The sequence below is a fragment of the Sphingorhabdus arenilitoris genome (assembly GCF_042651485.1).
In the GTDB taxonomy this organism is placed as follows: domain Bacteria; phylum Pseudomonadota; class Alphaproteobacteria; order Sphingomonadales; family Sphingomonadaceae; genus Sphingorhabdus_B; species Sphingorhabdus_B arenilitoris.
Genome location: NZ_JBHSDH010000005.1, coordinates 104,595 through 120,797 on the forward strand (window position 1 = coordinate 104,595; position 16,203 = coordinate 120,797).

At 53.4% G+C, this 16,203-nt stretch carries 20 protein-coding genes; 3 read left to right on the forward strand and 17 right to left on the reverse strand.

Annotated features, from left to right (window positions below):
- Positions 1–41: 41 nt before the first annotated feature.
- The 17 genes from rpsQ to ACFOWX_RS00735 form a co-directional block, all read right to left on the reverse strand.
- Positions 42–323: a 30S ribosomal protein S17 gene (rpsQ, locus tag ACFOWX_RS00655; RefSeq protein WP_381420521.1), complete on the reverse strand. Its 282-nt coding sequence runs from the start codon at positions 321–323 to the stop codon at positions 42–44.
- Positions 324–334: 11 nt separating this feature from the next.
- Positions 335–544: a 50S ribosomal protein L29 gene (rpmC, locus tag ACFOWX_RS00660; RefSeq protein WP_381420522.1), complete on the reverse strand. Its 210-nt coding sequence runs from the start codon at positions 542–544 to the stop codon at positions 335–337.
- 1 nt (position 545) lies between these two features.
- Positions 546–980, reverse strand: coding sequence for a 50S ribosomal protein L16 (gene rplP, locus ACFOWX_RS00665; RefSeq protein ID WP_381420523.1), 435 nt, complete (start codon positions 978–980; stop codon positions 546–548).
- A gap of 17 nt (positions 981–997) precedes the next feature.
- A complete protein-coding gene (gene rpsC, locus ACFOWX_RS00670) occupies positions 998–1,702 on the reverse strand; it encodes a 30S ribosomal protein S3 (protein ID WP_381420524.1) in 705 nt (234 codons plus the stop codon).
- A 3-nt stretch (positions 1,703–1,705) separates the two neighbouring features.
- Positions 1,706–2,086 carry a 50S ribosomal protein L22 gene (rplV, locus tag ACFOWX_RS00675; RefSeq protein ID WP_381420525.1) on the reverse strand — a complete coding sequence of 127 codons (381 nt, stop codon included), beginning with the start codon at positions 2,084–2,086 and terminating at the stop codon, positions 1,706–1,708.
- The gene (rpsS, locus tag ACFOWX_RS00680) at positions 2,086–2,361 is read right to left on the reverse strand and encodes a 30S ribosomal protein S19 (protein WP_381420526.1); all 276 of its coding nucleotides are present in this window, start codon (positions 2,359–2,361) and stop codon (positions 2,086–2,088) included. The genes rplV and rpsS overlap by 1 nt, the downstream gene beginning before the upstream one ends.
- Positions 2,362–2,364: 3 nt before the next feature.
- Positions 2,365–3,201, reverse strand: coding sequence for a 50S ribosomal protein L2 (rplB, locus tag ACFOWX_RS00685; RefSeq protein ID WP_381420527.1), 837 nt, complete (start codon positions 3,199–3,201; stop codon positions 2,365–2,367).
- Between the two features lie 10 nt (positions 3,202–3,211).
- The gene (locus ACFOWX_RS00690; protein WP_381420528.1) at positions 3,212–3,520 is read right to left on the reverse strand and encodes a 50S ribosomal protein L23; all 309 of its coding nucleotides are present in this window, start codon (positions 3,518–3,520) and stop codon (positions 3,212–3,214) included.
- Positions 3,513–4,139 carry a 50S ribosomal protein L4 gene (gene rplD, locus ACFOWX_RS00695; RefSeq protein WP_381420529.1) on the reverse strand — a complete coding sequence of 209 codons (627 nt, stop codon included), beginning with the start codon at positions 4,137–4,139 and terminating at the stop codon, positions 3,513–3,515. The genes ACFOWX_RS00690 and rplD overlap by 8 nt, the downstream gene beginning before the upstream one ends.
- 3 nt (positions 4,140–4,142) lie before the next feature.
- Positions 4,143–4,904, reverse strand: a complete 762-nt coding sequence (gene rplC / locus ACFOWX_RS00700) for a 50S ribosomal protein L3 (protein ID WP_381420530.1) — start codon at positions 4,902–4,904, stop codon at positions 4,143–4,145.
- A 251-nt stretch (positions 4,905–5,155) separates the two neighbouring features.
- On the reverse strand, positions 5,156–5,467 hold the full coding sequence (gene rpsJ, locus ACFOWX_RS00705) for a 30S ribosomal protein S10 (protein ID WP_381420531.1): 312 nt from the start codon (positions 5,465–5,467) through the stop codon (positions 5,156–5,158).
- 147 nt (positions 5,468–5,614) lie between these two features.
- Positions 5,615–6,805 (reverse strand): elongation factor Tu, encoded by a 1,191-nt coding sequence (gene tuf / locus ACFOWX_RS00710; protein ID WP_381420532.1) that lies wholly within the window; start codon positions 6,803–6,805, stop codon positions 5,615–5,617.
- A 161-nt stretch (positions 6,806–6,966) separates the two neighbouring features.
- On the reverse strand, positions 6,967–9,060 hold the full coding sequence (fusA, locus tag ACFOWX_RS00715) for an elongation factor G (RefSeq protein ID WP_381420533.1): 2,094 nt from the start codon (positions 9,058–9,060) through the stop codon (positions 6,967–6,969).
- Positions 9,061–9,164: 104 nt separating this feature from the next.
- Positions 9,165–9,635: a 30S ribosomal protein S7 gene (gene rpsG / locus ACFOWX_RS00720; RefSeq protein ID WP_381420534.1), complete on the reverse strand. Its 471-nt coding sequence runs from the start codon at positions 9,633–9,635 to the stop codon at positions 9,165–9,167.
- Positions 9,636–9,652: 17 nt separating this feature from the next.
- Complete coding sequence (gene rpsL / locus ACFOWX_RS00725) at positions 9,653–10,024, reverse strand: 30S ribosomal protein S12 (protein ID WP_374523900.1); 372 nt, start codon at positions 10,022–10,024, stop codon at positions 9,653–9,655.
- A 586-nt stretch (positions 10,025–10,610) separates the two neighbouring features.
- Entirely contained in the window at positions 10,611–11,135 is a 525-nt protein-coding gene (locus tag ACFOWX_RS00730; protein WP_381420535.1) for an isoprenylcysteine carboxyl methyltransferase family protein, read from the reverse strand.
- A 184-nt stretch (positions 11,136–11,319) separates the two neighbouring features.
- The gene (locus ACFOWX_RS00735; protein ID WP_381420536.1) at positions 11,320–12,357 is read right to left on the reverse strand and encodes a type III polyketide synthase; all 1,038 of its coding nucleotides are present in this window, start codon (positions 12,355–12,357) and stop codon (positions 11,320–11,322) included.
- 156 nt (positions 12,358–12,513) lie between these two features.
- Here ACFOWX_RS00735 and gltX point away from each other — a divergent pair, with 156 nt between their 5' ends.
- The 3 genes from gltX (at position 12,514) to ACFOWX_RS00750 (ending at position 16,184) form a co-directional block, all read left to right on the forward strand.
- Positions 12,514–14,019: a glutamate--tRNA ligase gene (gene gltX / locus ACFOWX_RS00740; RefSeq protein WP_381420537.1), complete on the forward strand. Its 1,506-nt coding sequence runs from the start codon at positions 12,514–12,516 to the stop codon at positions 14,017–14,019.
- 18 nt (positions 14,020–14,037) lie between these two features.
- The gene (gene ung, locus ACFOWX_RS00745; RefSeq protein WP_381420561.1) at positions 14,038–14,712 is read left to right on the forward strand and encodes a uracil-DNA glycosylase; all 675 of its coding nucleotides are present in this window, start codon (positions 14,038–14,040) and stop codon (positions 14,710–14,712) included.
- A 941-nt stretch (positions 14,713–15,653) separates the two neighbouring features.
- A complete protein-coding gene (locus ACFOWX_RS00750) occupies positions 15,654–16,184 on the forward strand; it encodes a hypothetical protein (RefSeq protein WP_381420538.1) in 531 nt (176 codons plus the stop codon).
- The last annotated feature ends 19 nt before the right edge of the window (positions 16,185–16,203 follow it).

Consider the following 16,203-nt stretch of genomic DNA (forward strand, 5'->3'; position numbering starts at 1 on the left):
GGGATCTGCCCGGTAGTTCCTAAATCTATTCGGCAAACCGCTTATTCAGCGCCTGCATCTTCCGTCTTTGCCTTGGCCGGTGCTGCAGCGGTTTCGCGCTCCAAAACCTTCCAGGTCTTATTCTTTGAAATCGGCCGGGTTTCTTCAATACGGACGGTCTCACCCGCTTTGAATTCATTGGCTTCATCATGGGCATGATATTTTTTCGAACGACGGATGATCTTTCCGTACAGCGGGTGCTTTACCTTGCGCTCGACTTTTACGACAATTGTCTTGTCATTTTTGTCGGAGACAACCGTGCCGGTTAATATGCGTTTTGGCATCTATTGGCTCCTTATGCCGTTTTCGAGGCAGCGGCTGAGCGCTCGCCCTGAAGTGTCTTGATGCGAGCAATGTCGCGGCGAACCACACGAACCCGTGCAGGCTTTTCCAACTGGCCAGTAGCCGCCTGGAAACGCAGGTTGAACGCTTCGCGCTTCAACTCAGTCAATTGGGCCGACAGCTCATCGTCGGTTTTGACGCGGAGATCTTCTGCTTTGCTCATCTTATGATGCTCCCAAATGCGAAGTATCACCCAGACGGGCAACTACTTTGGTTTTGACCGGCAATTTCATAGCAGCGCGCTGAAAAGCAACCGCTGCAATCGGACCGGGAACGCCGTCCAGTTCGAACATGATGCGGCCTGGCTTCACCTTGGCTGCCCAATATTCGACCGAACCTTTACCTTTACCCTGACGGACTTCAGCAGGTTTTTTGGTAACCGGCACATCGGGGAAGATACGGATCCACAAACGTCCCTGACGTTTGATATGACGCGTGATCGCGCGGCGAGCCGCCTCGATCTGACGCGCTGTGATACGCTCAGGTTCCAAAGCTTTCAGGCCATAGGAACCAAAGTTCAAATCCGTACCGCCTTTTGCAGCGCCCTTAATGCGGCCCTTAAACTGCTTGCGGAATTTATGTTTTTTAGGTTGTAGCATTTTTCTACCCTATCCTATCAGCGCCGGTCGCCATGCGGACGAACGCCCGATGTTTGGGCCTCCATCATCAAACGGTCCATTGCCATTGGATCATGGCCGAGAATCTCGCCCTTAAAGATCCAGCATTTGATGCCAATAATACCGTAAGCGGTCAGCGCTTCGGCTTCGGCATAGTCGACATTTGCACGCAGCGTATGCAACGGCACGCGGCCTTCGCGGTACCATTCCACGCGGGCAATTTCTGCACCGCCCAAACGGCCGCCGCAAGTGATCTTGATACCCTCTGCACCCAAACGCAGCGCAGATTGCACCGCACGCTTCATGGCGCGGCGGAATGCGATACGGCGGATCAGCTGATCGGCGATTCCTTGTGCGACCAGCTTCGCGTCCACTTCTGGCTTACGAATTTCGACGATGTTCAGGCTGATTTCCGCTTTGGTATGTTGACCAATTTGCTTTTTCAACTTTTCGATGTCAGCGCCTTTTTTGCCGATAATCACGCCTGGACGTGCGGCATAAATGGACACGCGGCAATTTTTCGCCGGACGCTCAATGACAACTTTTGAAATCGCCGCTTGTGGCAAAGTTTCAAAAATGAATTTACGGATTTTGAGATCCTCGATCAGCATCTGGCCATATTCGTGGCCTTCTGCGAACCAGCGGCTATCCCAAGTCCGGTTAATCTGCAGGCGGAGCCCGATTGGATTACTTTTCTGACCCATGGTTTACGCCTCTTCTTCTTGTTCGCGAACAACGATGCGCAAACGGCTAAAAGGTTTCACGATAAGGCTTGAGCGGCCACGGGCGCGGGCATGAAAACGCTTCATGCTAAGCGCCTTGCCAACGCTGGCTTCTTTTACGAACAGCGCGTCCACATCAAGGTTATGGTTATTTTCTGCATTGGCGATAGCCGAGGCGAGAACCTTGCTCACATCCTGCGCCATTCCCTTTTTGGAGAATTTCAGGATACTCAAAGCTTCGTCCACCTTGCGACCACGGATCAACGCAGCCAGCAGGTTCAGCTTTTGCGCGCTGCCACGGATCGTTGTGCCAACAGCCAATGCTTCATTATCGCCTACGCGGCGGGGGGCGGATTGCTTACCCATTAGCGTTTGCCCTTCTTGTCTGCGCCATGACCATGATAAGTGCGCGTCGGAGCGAACTCACCCAGCTTATGGCCGACCATGTCTTCATTCACCGAAACGGGAATGAATTTATGGCCGTTATAAACGTTGAACGTCAGGCCGACAAATTGCGGCAAGATCGTCGAGCGGCGTGACCAGGTTTTAATCGGCGAACGAGCGCCTTCATCCTGGGCGGTTTCTGCTTTTTTCAGCAGATAGAGGTCAACAAACGGACCTTTCCAGACGGAACGAGACATAAGTTACCTCTTCTTCTTCGCATGACGTGAACGGATGATCATCCGATCAGTCGATTTGTTCTTGCGGGTCCGTGCGCCCTTGGTCGGCTTGCCCCATGGAGTCACTGGATGACGACCACCAGAGGTCCGGCCTTCACCACCACCATGCGGGTGATCGACCGGGTTTTTCGCAACACCGCGGGTCAGCGGACGAATACCGCGCCAGCGATTGCGGCCAGCCTTGGCAAGCGTGGTGTTCGAATTGTCGGGGTTTGAAACCGCGCCAACTGTTCCCATGCAGCTGCCCAAGATATAGCGCTGCTCACCTGAGTTCAAACGGACGATCACGCGTCCGCCATCACGTCCGACCAGCTGCACATAAGTGCCCGCGCTGCGTGCGATCTGAGCGCCCTTACCGGGCTTCATTTCGATATTGTGGCAGATGGTGCCAACCGGCATTTGGCTCAGCAACATCGCATTGCCAGGCTTCACGTCGGTTTTTTCACCCGCCACAACCGTATCGCCAACGGCGAGACGCTGCGGTGCGATGATATAGGCTTGCTCGCCATCTTCATATTTTAGAAGCGCGATGAATGCCGTGCGGTTGGGGTCATATTCCAAACGCTCTACGGTCGCGGGCATATCCCACTTCCGACGTTTGAAATCGATCACGCGATATTTTTGCTTATGACCGCCGCCGATACCGCGCGAGGTCACATGACCTTTATTGTTGCGGCCACCGGTTTTCTTCTTACCTTCGGTCAGCGCTTTTACCGGACGGCCTTTATACAGGCTTGACCGGTCAACCAGCACAAGACCGCGGCGTGCGGGGCTAGTCGGTTTGTAGCTTTTTAATGCCATAATATATCCGTTAAACCCCCGTGGTCACGTCGATCATCTGGCCTTCAGCCAAAGTCACAACAGCTTTTTTTACGTCATTGCGCTTATAGGGAGCACCCTTCCAACGCTTGACTTTGCCTTTTTGGACCAGCGTGTTGACGCCAGTAACCTTGACATTGAACAAAGCCTCAACAGCGGCCTTGATCTGCGGCTTGCTTGCAGTTTTCGCTACTTTGAAAACAACCGCGTTATTTTCCGAGAGCAAAGTTGCTTTCTCGGTAATATGCGGCGCAACAATCACGTCATAATGACGGGCGTCGATGCTGTCTTTTTTAGCCATTGAAACGCGCCTCCAGTTTCTCAACCGCAGCGCGGGTCAAAACCAAGCTATCAGCATTCAAAATGTCATAGACATTGGCGCCCACAGCGGGGAGCGAATTGATGCCGACCAGATTGGCCGATGCCTTGCGGAAATTGTCATTCACGGCTTCACCGTCGATCACAAGAATTTTCTTGCCGAGGCCCAGCTTGCCAATGTGAGCTTGCAACGCCTTGGTTTTGGCGTCTTTCAATTCCACATTTTCAAGCACGAACAAAGTGCCGGCTTTTACCTTGCTCGACAAAGCCATTTTCAGGCCCAGAGCACGGATTTTCTTGTTCAACGAAGGGTTAAAGTCACGCAAGCGTGCACCATGGGCTTTACCACCACCGATAAAGATCGGCGCGCGGCGGTTACCATGACGGGCGGTACCACCACCTTTTTGGTTGCCGAATTTCTTACCAGTGCGGGCTACATCACCGCGCTCACGCGTGGGACGTGCCGTGCCGCGAGCTTTTTCACGCTGCCATGTGACAACGCGGTGCAAAATGTCTGCACGTGGCTCAAGACCGAAGACATCATCATTCAGATCAATGTCACCTTTGGCTTTCGCGTCGAGGGTTTGAACTTTGAGTTTCATGTCTTAACCCTCCTTCTCTTCGGTAGCTTCGACTGCAGGAGCCTCAGCAGCAGGAGTGTCTGCTACTTCAGGAGCAGGCGCTTCATTGTCATTTTTGACCGAACCAGGGAAAGGTGCGCCTTCGGGAGCAGGATGCTTCACGGCATCGCGAACCAGAAGCCAGCCATTTTTCGCGCCGGGAACACTTCCCTTTACGAAAATCAGGCCGCGCGCCACATCGGTGCGGACGATTTCGAGATTTTGCTGGGTGCGTTGACGGTCGCCCATGTGGCCGGCCATCTTCTTACCCTTAAACACTTTACCTGGATCCTGACGTTGACCCGTCGAACCATGGGCACGGTGAGAGATGGACACACCATGGGTCGCGCGCATACCGCCGAAGCCCCAACGCTTCATGGCACCAGCAAAACCCTTACCTTGTGTATGACCGGTGATATCAACCATCTGACCATCAACAAAATGATCGGCGGAGATAGCAGCGCCAACAGGCAGGAGACCATCTTCATTATCGACGCGGAATTCAGCGACGCGAGCCTTGGGCTCAACAGAAGCTTTTGCGAATTCTTCGCGTTGCGGTTTGTTTACATTTTTCGCTTTACGGGCTCCGGCTCCGAGACGGACGGCAAAATAACCATCACGTTCTTCGTTACGGGCTCCGACCACTTGGCATCCCTCAAGAGCCAATACGGTGACAGGAACGTGACGGCCATCTTCATTGAAGAGGCGCATCATACCCATCTTTTTCGCGATCACGCCAGTGCGCATGATCCATACTCCAACTATGTCAGAGGCCCGGCTGGCAGGATTGCCAGGAGGGCGTGACGCCTAATTTTCCAACCCTGTAAATTAAACGAGCCCCGTCCGGGCTAGGTGCCAGCACCCTTTTTCAAAAAGGCGTGCTTGGCGAGACGGGGAACGCGGCCCGGATCAAAGCTCCGGCGGTATTCCATGTCCGTTTTCGCAATGCTGCGAAAACTTTCAATTTCTCTGACCATATTTGGCCAGAAAGCGAGCTCTTAAGCCAGCTTAATTTCTACATTCACACCAGCAGCAAGATCGAGCTTCATCAGCGCATCCACGGTCTGCGGTGTCGGCTGCACGATATCGAGCATCCGCTTATATGTCCGAACCTCAAATTGCTCGCGTGACTTTTTGTCAATATGCGGGCCGCGGTTCACGGTGAACTTTTCAATCTTGGTAGGAAGCGGGATTGGTCCCCGGATCAATGCGCCTGTACGGCGCGCAGTGTCTGCAATGTCACCAGTCGCCTGATCAAGCACGCGATGGTCAAAAGCCTTGAGACGGATGCGAATATTCTGCGTTTCCATGGTTTATACCAAATCCTAATTTCTACCGATATGAAAGAGCCGAAAAACAGCAATACCGACTTACCATTTGTAAGCCGGAATAGCTGTTTCTAAAATTTCAAAACTGGACCCGGGCGAATCAAACCCGCCCGGGATGCGCAGCCTATATTACTTTGTGATCGTTCCTACAACCCCTGAACCAACAGTACGTCCACCTTCGCGAATTGCGAAGCGCAAACCTGGGTCCATTGCGATTGGCGCGATCAATTTGACGCTGATGGTTACGTTATCGCCGGGCATGACCATTTCGGTACCTTCTGGCAGGATAACTTCGCCTGTTACGTCGGTGGTGCGGAAGTAGAATTGCGGGCGATAGTTAGCGAAGAATGGCGTGTGACGGCCACCTTCATCTTTCGACAACACATATACTTCTGCGCTAAATTCAGTGTGCGGCGTAACCGAACCAGGCTTACAAAGAACCTGACCACGCTCCACATCTTCACGGCCTACGCCGCGAACCAGCGCGCCGATGTTATCGCCAGCTTCACCCTGATCGAGCAGCTTGCGGAACATTTCAACACCAGTAACAGTAGTTTTTGCGGTGTCGCGGATACCCACGATTTCAACTTCTTCACCCACCTTAACAATGCCGGTTTCAACGCGGCCGGTCACAACCGTACCACGACCAGAGATCGAGAATACATCTTCCACTGGCATCAAGAACGGACGGTCAACTGGACGCTCTGGCTGAGGAATGGCTTCGTCAACGGCGTTCATCAAAGCGATGATCGATTCTTTACCGATATTGTCGTCGCGGCCTTCGAGTGCAGCCAAAGCCGAACCTTTAACCACAGGAATATCGTCGCCTGGGAAGTCATACGAAGACAACAGCTCGCGAATTTCCATTTCAACCAGCTCGAGAATTTCTTCGTCGTCAACTTGGTCAACTTTATTCATGTAAACAACCAGAGCAGGAACGCCAACCTGACGCGCCAACAGGATGTGCTCGCGGGTCTGTGGCATCGGGCCGTCAGCTGCGTTCACAACCAGAATGGCGCCATCCATCTGTGCGGCACCGGTGATCATGTTCTTAACATAGTCAGCGTGTCCTGGGCAATCAACGTGCGCATAGTGACGCGCAGCAGTTTCATACTCAACGTGAGCGGTCGAGATCGTGATACCACGCTCGCGCTCTTCAGGAGCTTTATCGATATTTGCAAAATCAACAGCTGCGCCGCCGTGAATTTCAGCCATCACTTTGGTGATCGCTGCGGTCAGAGTTGTTTTACCATGGTCAACGTGACCGATGGTGCCGATGTTGCAATGCGGCTTGTTCCGCTCAAACTTTGCTTTTGCCATTTTATCCTACCTTTTGGTTCAAATATTAGTTCTGTTTAGGAACAGTCCGCGCGCGCCTTGGCGAGGATGCGTTCCAATGTCAAGCTTTTCAACTCGGCGGCTCCACGGGATTTTCGCAAATCACCAAGAATCGTGGAGCGCGCCTAGCTTGTTTTTTGGCGTTATGCCAGCTTCTCTTTCAATTCCGACGCAACATTTGATGGAACTTCGTCATAGTGCGAAAATACCATCGAATAATTGGCACGGCCTTGGGTGAAGGAACGCAGCTGGTTCACATAACCAAACATGTTGGCCAGCGGCACCATTGCCTCCACAACTTGCGCATTACCACGGCTGTCCGTGCCCTGAATTTGGCCACGACGTGAGTTCATGTCGCCGATTACGTCACCCAGATAATCTTCTGGAGTAACAACTTCCACCTTCATAATCGGCTCAAGCAGCTTGATACCCGATTTCTGAGCGGCTTCGCGCATACCAGCACGGCCCGCAATTTCGAATGCCAATGCCGAAGAGTCAACGTCATGGTAAGCGCCGTCATACAGCTTGATTTCGAAATCGATGATCGGGAAGCCGATAAGCGATCCGCCTTCAGCGGTTTCACGCATGCCTTTTTCAACCGAAGGAATATATTCTTTCGGAATGTTGCCGCCCTTAACTTCATCGTGGAAGATGATGCCGCTGCCGCGCTCACCGGGAGTGATGGTGAATTTGATGCGGCCAAATTGACCCGAACCACCCGACTGCTTCTTGTGGGTATAGTCAATGTCAACTTCGCGCGCGATATATTCGCGGTAAGCCACCTGCGGCGCACCCACGTTGGCTTCAACCTTAAATTCGCGGCGCATACGATCAACCAGAATGTCGAGGTGAAGCTCGCCCATGCCTTTAATGATCGTTTGGCCCGATTCATGGTCGGTCGAAACGCGGAACGAAGGATCTTCAGCAGCCAAACGGTTGAGCGCGATGCCCATTTTTTCTTGGTCCGCTTTTGTCTTTGGTTCCACCGAAAGCTCGATCACTGGCTCTGGGAATTCCATCCGCTCCAGGATAATCGGCTTTAACGGCGCACAAAGCGTGTCACCCGTTGTCGTTTCCTTCATCCCGGCCAGAGCGACGATGTCGCCTGCAAATGCCTCATCAATGTCCTTACGTTCATTGGAGTGCATTTCGAGGATACGGCCGATTTTCTCTTTCTTATCCTTCACCGAATTCAGCACGGTGCCTTTTTCCAGCTTGCCAGAATAAATACGGGCAAAGGTCAGCGAGCCAACAAACGGGTCGTTCATCACTTTGAAAGCCAGCGCGGCAAAAGGAGCCTCATCGCTCGATGGGCGATTGTCCTTGGTTTCGCCGTCCAATAACACACCTTCAATTGCAGGCACGTCGAGCGGGCTTGGCAGATAATCGACAACCGCGTCGAGCAAAGGCTGCACGCCTTTATTCTTAAACGCGCTGCCGCAGCATACAGGGACGAAGCTATGGTTCAGCGTGCCTTTGCGGATCAGCTTTTTCAGCGTGTCCACATCAGGCTCATTGCCTTCCAAATAGGCTTCCATCGCGTCATCGTCTTGCTCCACAGCAAGTTCGATCAGCTTATTGCGATATTCCGCCGCGCTGTCGACCAGATCAGCCGGAATTTCTTCATAGCTAAATTCGGCGCCCAAGCTTTCATCTTTCCAGATGATCGCGCGCTGCTTCACAAGGTCAACCAGACCCTTCAGATCGCTTTCAAGACCGATAGGAATATAAAGCACCGCCGGGGTCGCGCCCAAACGATCAATAATCGATTTCACGCAATATTCGAAATTCGCGCCGGTACGGTCGAGCTTATTGATGAAGCACATACGCGGAACGCCGTATTTATCGGCCTGACGCCATACGGTTTCAGATTGCGGCTCCACACCAGCAACGCCGTCAAAGCAAGCAACCGCGCCGTCAAGCACGCGCAAAGACCGCTCAACTTCAATGGTGAAGTCGACGTGTCCGGGGGTGTCAATGATATTGATCCGGTGCTCTTCGCCGTTATCATCCTTCACCGACCAGAAACAAGTCGTCGCAGCAGAGGTAATCGTAATGCCCCGCTCTTGCTCTTGCTCCATCCAGTCCATCGTCGCTGCGCCATCGTGCACTTCGCCGATTTTATAGGATTTACCTGTATAATAAAGGATACGTTCGGTGGTCGTGGTTTTACCGGCGTCAATATGCGCCATAATACCAATGTTGCGATACCTGTTTAATGGATGGCTGCGTGCCATGGTCTTTACTCCGTGTGAGGGGCGTTGCGTCGGTGCGCCGCCCTATAGGGAAAGGGGCCGGTTTTGACCAGCCCCTCTATACAATAATTACAGGCGAGCGGCGGTTACCAGCGGTAATGCGCGAATGCCCGGTTGGCTTCTGCCATGCGGTGCGTATCTTCACGCTTTTTAACCGCATTGCCCCTGTTATTGGCGGCATCCATCAACTCACCCGACAAACGAGCGGACATGGTCGTTTCGCTGCGGTTCCGGGCCGCACCGATTAACCAGCGGATGGCCAATGCCTGCGCACGTTCCGGACGCACTTCGCAAGGTACCTGATAGGTCGCACCACCAACGCGGCGCGAACGCACTTCGATGCCGGGCTTTACATTGTTCAATGCTTCATGGAACAATTCGACCGGATTTTTCTTCGCGCGTTCTTCCACAGAATCAAGCGCACCATAAACAATCCGTTCTGCGGCGGATTTTTTTCCATCCAGCATCAGATTGTTCATAAATTTAGACAATACCAGATCACCAAATTTGGGATCGGGCAGGATGACCCGTTTTTCGGGACGACGACGACGTGACATATTCTATTCTCCCGATCTTACTTAGGACGCTTCGCGCCATATTTGGAGCGCGATTGCTTGCGGTCTTTAACGCCTTGCGTATCGAGCACGCCGCGCAGCACATGATAACGCACACCGGGAAGGTCGCGCACACGGCCGCCACGGATCAGGACAACGCTATGCTCCTGAAGATTGTGGCCTTCACCGGGGATATAAGAAATGACCTCACGGCTGTTGGTCAAACGGACCTTAGCCACCTTACGAAGCGCCGAGTTCGGCTTTTTCGGGGTCGTTGTATAAACGCGAGTGCAAACACCGCGCTTTTGGGGATTGGCTTCCATCGCTGGAACCTTGGACTTCGCTTTTTGCGGAGTCCGGCCCTTGCGGACCAGCTGGTTAATCGTTGGCATATCTTCACCTTGGTTAGTAATAAAACAGGTTACTTTGCATAAACGGCCGTGTTGACGGTGGAGGCTCAGCCTTTGGCCCACCCGTCCGCAGATACAATGTGCTGCTATGTAATTTCCGCACGAAAGGGGCGCGAAAGAATCACGCCCTGTCACTTGGAAGCGCAGCCACTAGCTTGGGCAGCTGCGAACGTCAAGGGGCGGGATCAGGAAACCTTCGGGGTAAGCCCCGTCGTTGCCTCTATTTTATCCGGCCCAACTTATGCCGCCCCTATTACCGGCGAGAGATGGCGTATGCTTTCATTCCACTCCCATTTTTACCGCCGCCCCGAACGTGCCGGATAATCGCTTGCTTCGATTGTGCACGCCGCTGGAATTTATGACCTGCTAGGGTTGTTGATATTCAAAGAGCGACGACACGATAGAATATAGTTTCGTCACCCCCGCGAAGGTGGGGGTCCAACATCTGAGGCTGAAATTTGAGCCGACCTCCTAGTTTAAAATGATAGCTTAGGTGATGGCCCCCCGCCTTCGCGGGGGTGACGCTGTTTTTGTTTTTAAAACTCTATTAAGTTGATCGCTAACGCCCTTATCCCACCCGTTCGGTCAGCACCGCATTTTCGGTGCGGATCCGCCACCATAGCAACGCGGCGTTGAGCACTGTGAAGAAGCCGGCCACCCATGGCGCGCCGAGCAATAGCGGGACCAGCGCGATCTCCGCCACCACCACGGCATAATTGGGATGCGGCAGGAACCGGTAAGGACCGCGCTTTACCCTTGGAAAATGCGGGGCGCTGATGATCCGGGTGGTCCACCAACGGCCGATGCTGGCCAATGTCCAGATGCGGAAAATCTGGCTAAATATAAAACCGGTGAGCAGCAGAAAAGGCGGCGATAGAGCCGGGCTTGCCAGAAACGCAATGGCGATGATCCAGCCGCCATGCAGCAGGATGAATAGCGGATAATGCCCTGCCCCATGCTCGACCGCGCCTTCGGCAAGCAAGCGGCGCGTGTTGCGGCGGGCATAGATAAGCTCGCCCAGCCGCTGCACGATCAGATAGCCGATCACCAGTATCGCCCATGTTGGCCAATCGGTAATTGATGGTGTCATCATCGGCAATTCCCGGTAGTCGCCATGACCGAGCCGCAAAACCGGTTCTCACTTTTGCTTGTCATGGCACGGTCTTGGATGGTCGCCATGACCGAGCCGCAAAACCGGTTCCCACTTTTGCTTGTCATGGCACGGTCTTGGATGGTCGCCATGACCGTGCCGCAAAACCGGTTCCCACTTTTGCTTGTCATGGCTCCAGTAACCCCATGGCGCCGGTAAAGCCGGGGCCGAGCGCGGTCAGGATTGCGGGCTTTTCAATGGGCCCCTGCCGCAATATCGCGTCGAGAACGAACAGCACCGTGGGCGAACTCATATTTCCATAATGGGCCAGAATAAAGCGAGTTGCGGGTAGGGCATGGCCGAAATAATCGCCCAGCGCATCGACCACACGCCCACCGCCCGGATGGCATATAGGCTCGGCTATGTCGCCCTTGCTTAGACCATGTGCGGCGAGAAAGCCATCGCATACCGGGGCAAAACCCGATGCGATAAAGGCCGGAATATCGCGGGCGAGCACAAGGTCAAAACCCGTATCGCCAATGCCCCAACCCATCATATCCAGCGTATCGGGCCATGTATTCTGCGCAAAGGCAGCGAGCCTTGGGCCCTCGCCCGCGCCGATCACCGCAGCGGCGCAGCCATCGGCGAACAGGGCGGTTGCCACCATATCCTTTTTGTCCATCCGGCTATGGTCATAGGCCATGCTGCATAATTCGAGCGCCACCAAAAGCACTGGCTTTACAGGGTCGGCGCGGGCCAAGTCGGCGGCAATGCCAAGCCCGATCACGCCGCCAGCGCAGCCATAGCCGAATAACGGCACCGTGCGCGTATCCCCGCAGAAACCCATGCGTTCGATCATCCGGCTGGGGAGGCTGGGCGTCATCACGCCGGTGGTGGAGACACAAACAATCTGACCAATATCCGCCGCCGTGCGTCCCGCCCGTTGCAGCGCGGATGAGGCCGCGCGCTCAAACAAATCCATCGCCGCTGCTTCATAAACCGCCGCCCGGTCGGCCCAATTGCGGTCGGCAAAATAATATTCGGGCGGCATAGCAATATAGCGCTGCTTTATGCCGGTATTGCCCAAAATCTCCGCCATACGCGGGGGCAGAGTGCGGGCCTTTGCCCGCTCCAATATCTCAAGCACCTCAGCCTGCGTAATCATCTGGTCCGGCACTGCGGTCGCGGTGGACAGGATCGCAGGTGTATCGTTGGTTCGTATCATATGCAGCGGCGTTAACCCGTTATGGGGAATATCGCCAATCTATTCTTCATCCTTGATGTCCCGTGCGGCGGCATAAGACTTGGCGTTGGCCGATGACCTTGTTAGAGCGCGGTCAGCTTATGAAATCATATCCGCCCTTTGAAAGGCCCCTGTTCGATGAATGCTCCTGCCACAAAAGTCCGCACCCGTGTCGCCCCTTCCCCCACCGGCGACCCTCATGTTGGAACGGCCTATATCGCGTTAATCAACTATTGTTTTGCGAAGAAACATGGCGGCGAATTTCTGTTGCGAATTGAGGATACCGATCAAGCCCGGTCAACGCCGCAGTCGGAAAAGATGATATTGGACAGCCTGAAATGGTTGGGGCTCAGCTGGGATGAAGGACCCGATGTTGGCGGGCCGCACGGACCCTATCGTCAGTCGGAACGTAGCGATATCTACCGCGAACATTGCGACCGTTTGCTGGCGGGTGGTCATGCCTTTAAATGCTACTGCACGTCCGAAAAGCTAACCGCGATGCGGCGTCAGCAAATGGCCGCGAAACAGCCGCCGCGCTATGATGGCACCTGCCTGACTCTTAGCGATGCTGACCGGGCGGAGCTGGACCTCGCCAATGTGCCCTATGTGGTGCGGATGAAGATTCCCGAAGAGGGCATTTGCAAGGTTCAAGATACATTGCGCGGCGAGATAGAGTTTGAATATCGCGTTGTCGATATGCAGGTTCTGATGAAATCGGACGGCCTACCCACCTATCATCTTGCCAATGTGGTGGACGATCATTTGATGGGTATCACACACGTCATGCGCGGCGAGGAATGGATTTCTTCTGCGCCCAAACATCTGCTGTTATACCAATATTTCGGTTGGGAGCCGCCCGTGCTGACGCATTTGCCGCTGCTCCGCAATGCCGATAAATCGAAACTGTCGAAACGCAAAAACCCAACCAGCATTCTATTCTATCAACGCGCTGGTTACTTGCCGGAGGCGATGCAGAATTTCCTCGGCCTGTTCATCCGTTCGGCCAGCGAAGAGGACGAAATGAGCAGTCTGCAAAAGTTGATCGACGAATTTGATGTGAAGAATATTACGCTGGGCGGGCCGGTTTTCGATACATCCAAACTGGAATGGCTCAACGGCCGCTATCTTCGGGAAAGCATGGACAGTGCGCAGTTTTTGGATGCGGTGAAAGCATGGGCATTGAACGATGCCTATTTGCTGCCCATAGCCGAAATGGCGCAGGCGCGAATTACAAAACTGTCGGACCTTGGCGCATTGACATCCATGTTTTTCATGAACCGCATTGATGGGCAATCGGCGGCGCGTTTGAGGGACGGGGTAAAGCTTGACGAATTGCAACAGCGCCAGGCCTATCACTTAACCTTGACGCAGTTTGACGCGCTGATCGATTGGAACCGGGACGGCGTCGAAGCGAGCTTACGGCGCACTGCAGAGCTGTTGGATGCGAAGCTGAAAGACGTCATCCGGCCCATGTATCTCGCCATTACTGGCGCGGCGCAGGGTGTGCCGTTATTTGATGCGATCACGCATTTGGGCCGCGATGTGATCCGCGAACGGCTTCGCCATGCGCTCGAACTGATGGGCAGCCCGTCGAAGAAAGAGGTTGCTGCTTGGGAAGAAATGCTGGCCGCTCCGGCTGGCTGATCCGTGACCGCGCTGGCCATGCATGACAGTTGGAAAACGGCGTTGGCAGATGAATTTGCCAGCGACTATATGGCGGCGCTGCGTGAATTTCTGCGTGCGGAAAAGGCAGCGGGCAAGCGAATTTTTCCGCATAGCAGCAACTGGTTCCGTGCGCTGGAACTCACCCCGCTGGATCAGGTGCGCGTAGTGATATTGGGGCAGGATCCCTATCATGGCCCTGATCAGGCACATGGCTTATGTTTTTCGGTGCAACCTGGCATTGCCGCTCCGCCGAGCCTGAAGAACATCTATAAGGAGCTGCAGCAGGATTTAGGCATCACACCGGCATCCCACGGATTTTTGGAACATTGGGCTAGGCAAGGCGTGTTGCTCCTGAATAGTGTGCTCACTGTCGAAGCTCATCAAGCCGCGTCGCACCAAAAACGCGGCTGGGAACGCTTTACCGATGCCATTATCGCAAAGGTGAATGAACGCCGCGATCCGATCGCATTCCTGCTTTGGGGGGCCTATGCGCAGAAAAAAGCAGCCTTTGTCGATGATGGTCGGCATTTGGTCTTGCGCGCTGCGCACCCGTCACCCTTGGCGGCTCATAATGGCTTTTTTGGTTGCCGCCATTTTTCTCAAGCCAATAATTTCCTAACGGACCGGGGCTGTGCACCGATCGATTGGCAATTGCCCGATCAAGCAGTCTAATTTTATGATTGCCAGAGGGCCGCGAAACCGATCAGCAGCAGTTACAAATTCAAAACACGAAAATCGATAAAATGCGTTGCGTGAAACAGCGACTCGATATCGTAAATGTAAAACGACTCGGAACTCAATATCGCTGGTGACAAGGGTAGTCAGAGGCGATTCCAATAGGATGGAATCGACAGATTGTAAAATTGCGTCACCAAAGCGTTAACCAACATAATTCATACACTTCGTAATGTTTGCCATTGGATTCAAACATAAATTCCACTTTGTGGATAACTCAAAAAAACCCGTTTTTCTGAGTCACTTGCATTCGTCACAGAATCGTAAATAATAGTGGGCAGAAAAACAGGGTGGTTAATCGCAAAAATGCATAGCCGCTAAACTATGGGTCGCACGGTGTTCAGGTTTCACGCAACTATGCGGGAGCCAATATGGGGTGACATAGATGGCGAACATTTTGGGACAGATGTGCAAGCATGCACGCTATGGGATGGGACCGCTGCAACAGCGTTCCGCCGTTTATCCAGCACGAAATAAAAGTTTACTGAAGCATGCTGCTTGGTGGCAGCAATTGCCTTATCTTTTCGGTGGTCAGAGGAGATTTGCAAGATGACTATTTTTTGATCGTCAATATTTGACTTTCGAAAAGGACAGGCCCGCCAGCGAATGTGATTGGTGTCAGATCGCTGACGAGCCCTATGGACAAGTTCACGGGAACTCGCCCAGATTGTGAGAAAGCTCACTCCGCGTTTTTACGCGTATGACTGCGGTAACGCAAGCCATTTGCGGTGCCTTGGTCAAGCCTTTCTCAACAATGTCAAAATCCCGTCTGTCGCCCATTGGGGCCGGACGAAGCGACAGTATTTTCCCGGTCAAATGCGACCCTGAATTCCAGGGATAAACGGGGATTTTCCCCCATAAGACTATGGAGAAAAGTGATGAAAAATCTTATCAAAGCAGCGAGTGTAATTTCGGTAGCAGCCGCATTGGCAGCAACACCTGCAATGGCACAAGACAGCGAATCCTATGTTCTAGGACTAAGCGGTTCTGTCGCCAGCAACTGCGAGCTCGTTCCTGAAGGCAGCGGCACATTCAACGTCGATATGCTGAACCCAGGAAATCAGGGCAGCCTGACTATCCTGTATAGCTGCAACTCGCCCTATACTGTTTCGCTGTCTTCGCTGAACGGCGGCATGCTGAACACAACCAGCGGCGGCGTTGTGAATATCGATTATGATGTAGAAGCAAGCTTCTTGGGTATTCCTGGCGTTGGTGCAAGCACCACCAACTCGGCAGATATGCAAGCTGCACCTGTTGTAATCGTGACCAACAATGATTGGGAAAATATCTTTTTCAACGCTGGCACACGCACGGGCAATCTCGATCTGAGCTTCGACAATCCGCAAGAATATGCGGTTGCCGGTGAATATTCGGACGAACTGACCATTACCTTGGCTGCAAACTATTAAGCTTTGCACGCAATGCGGG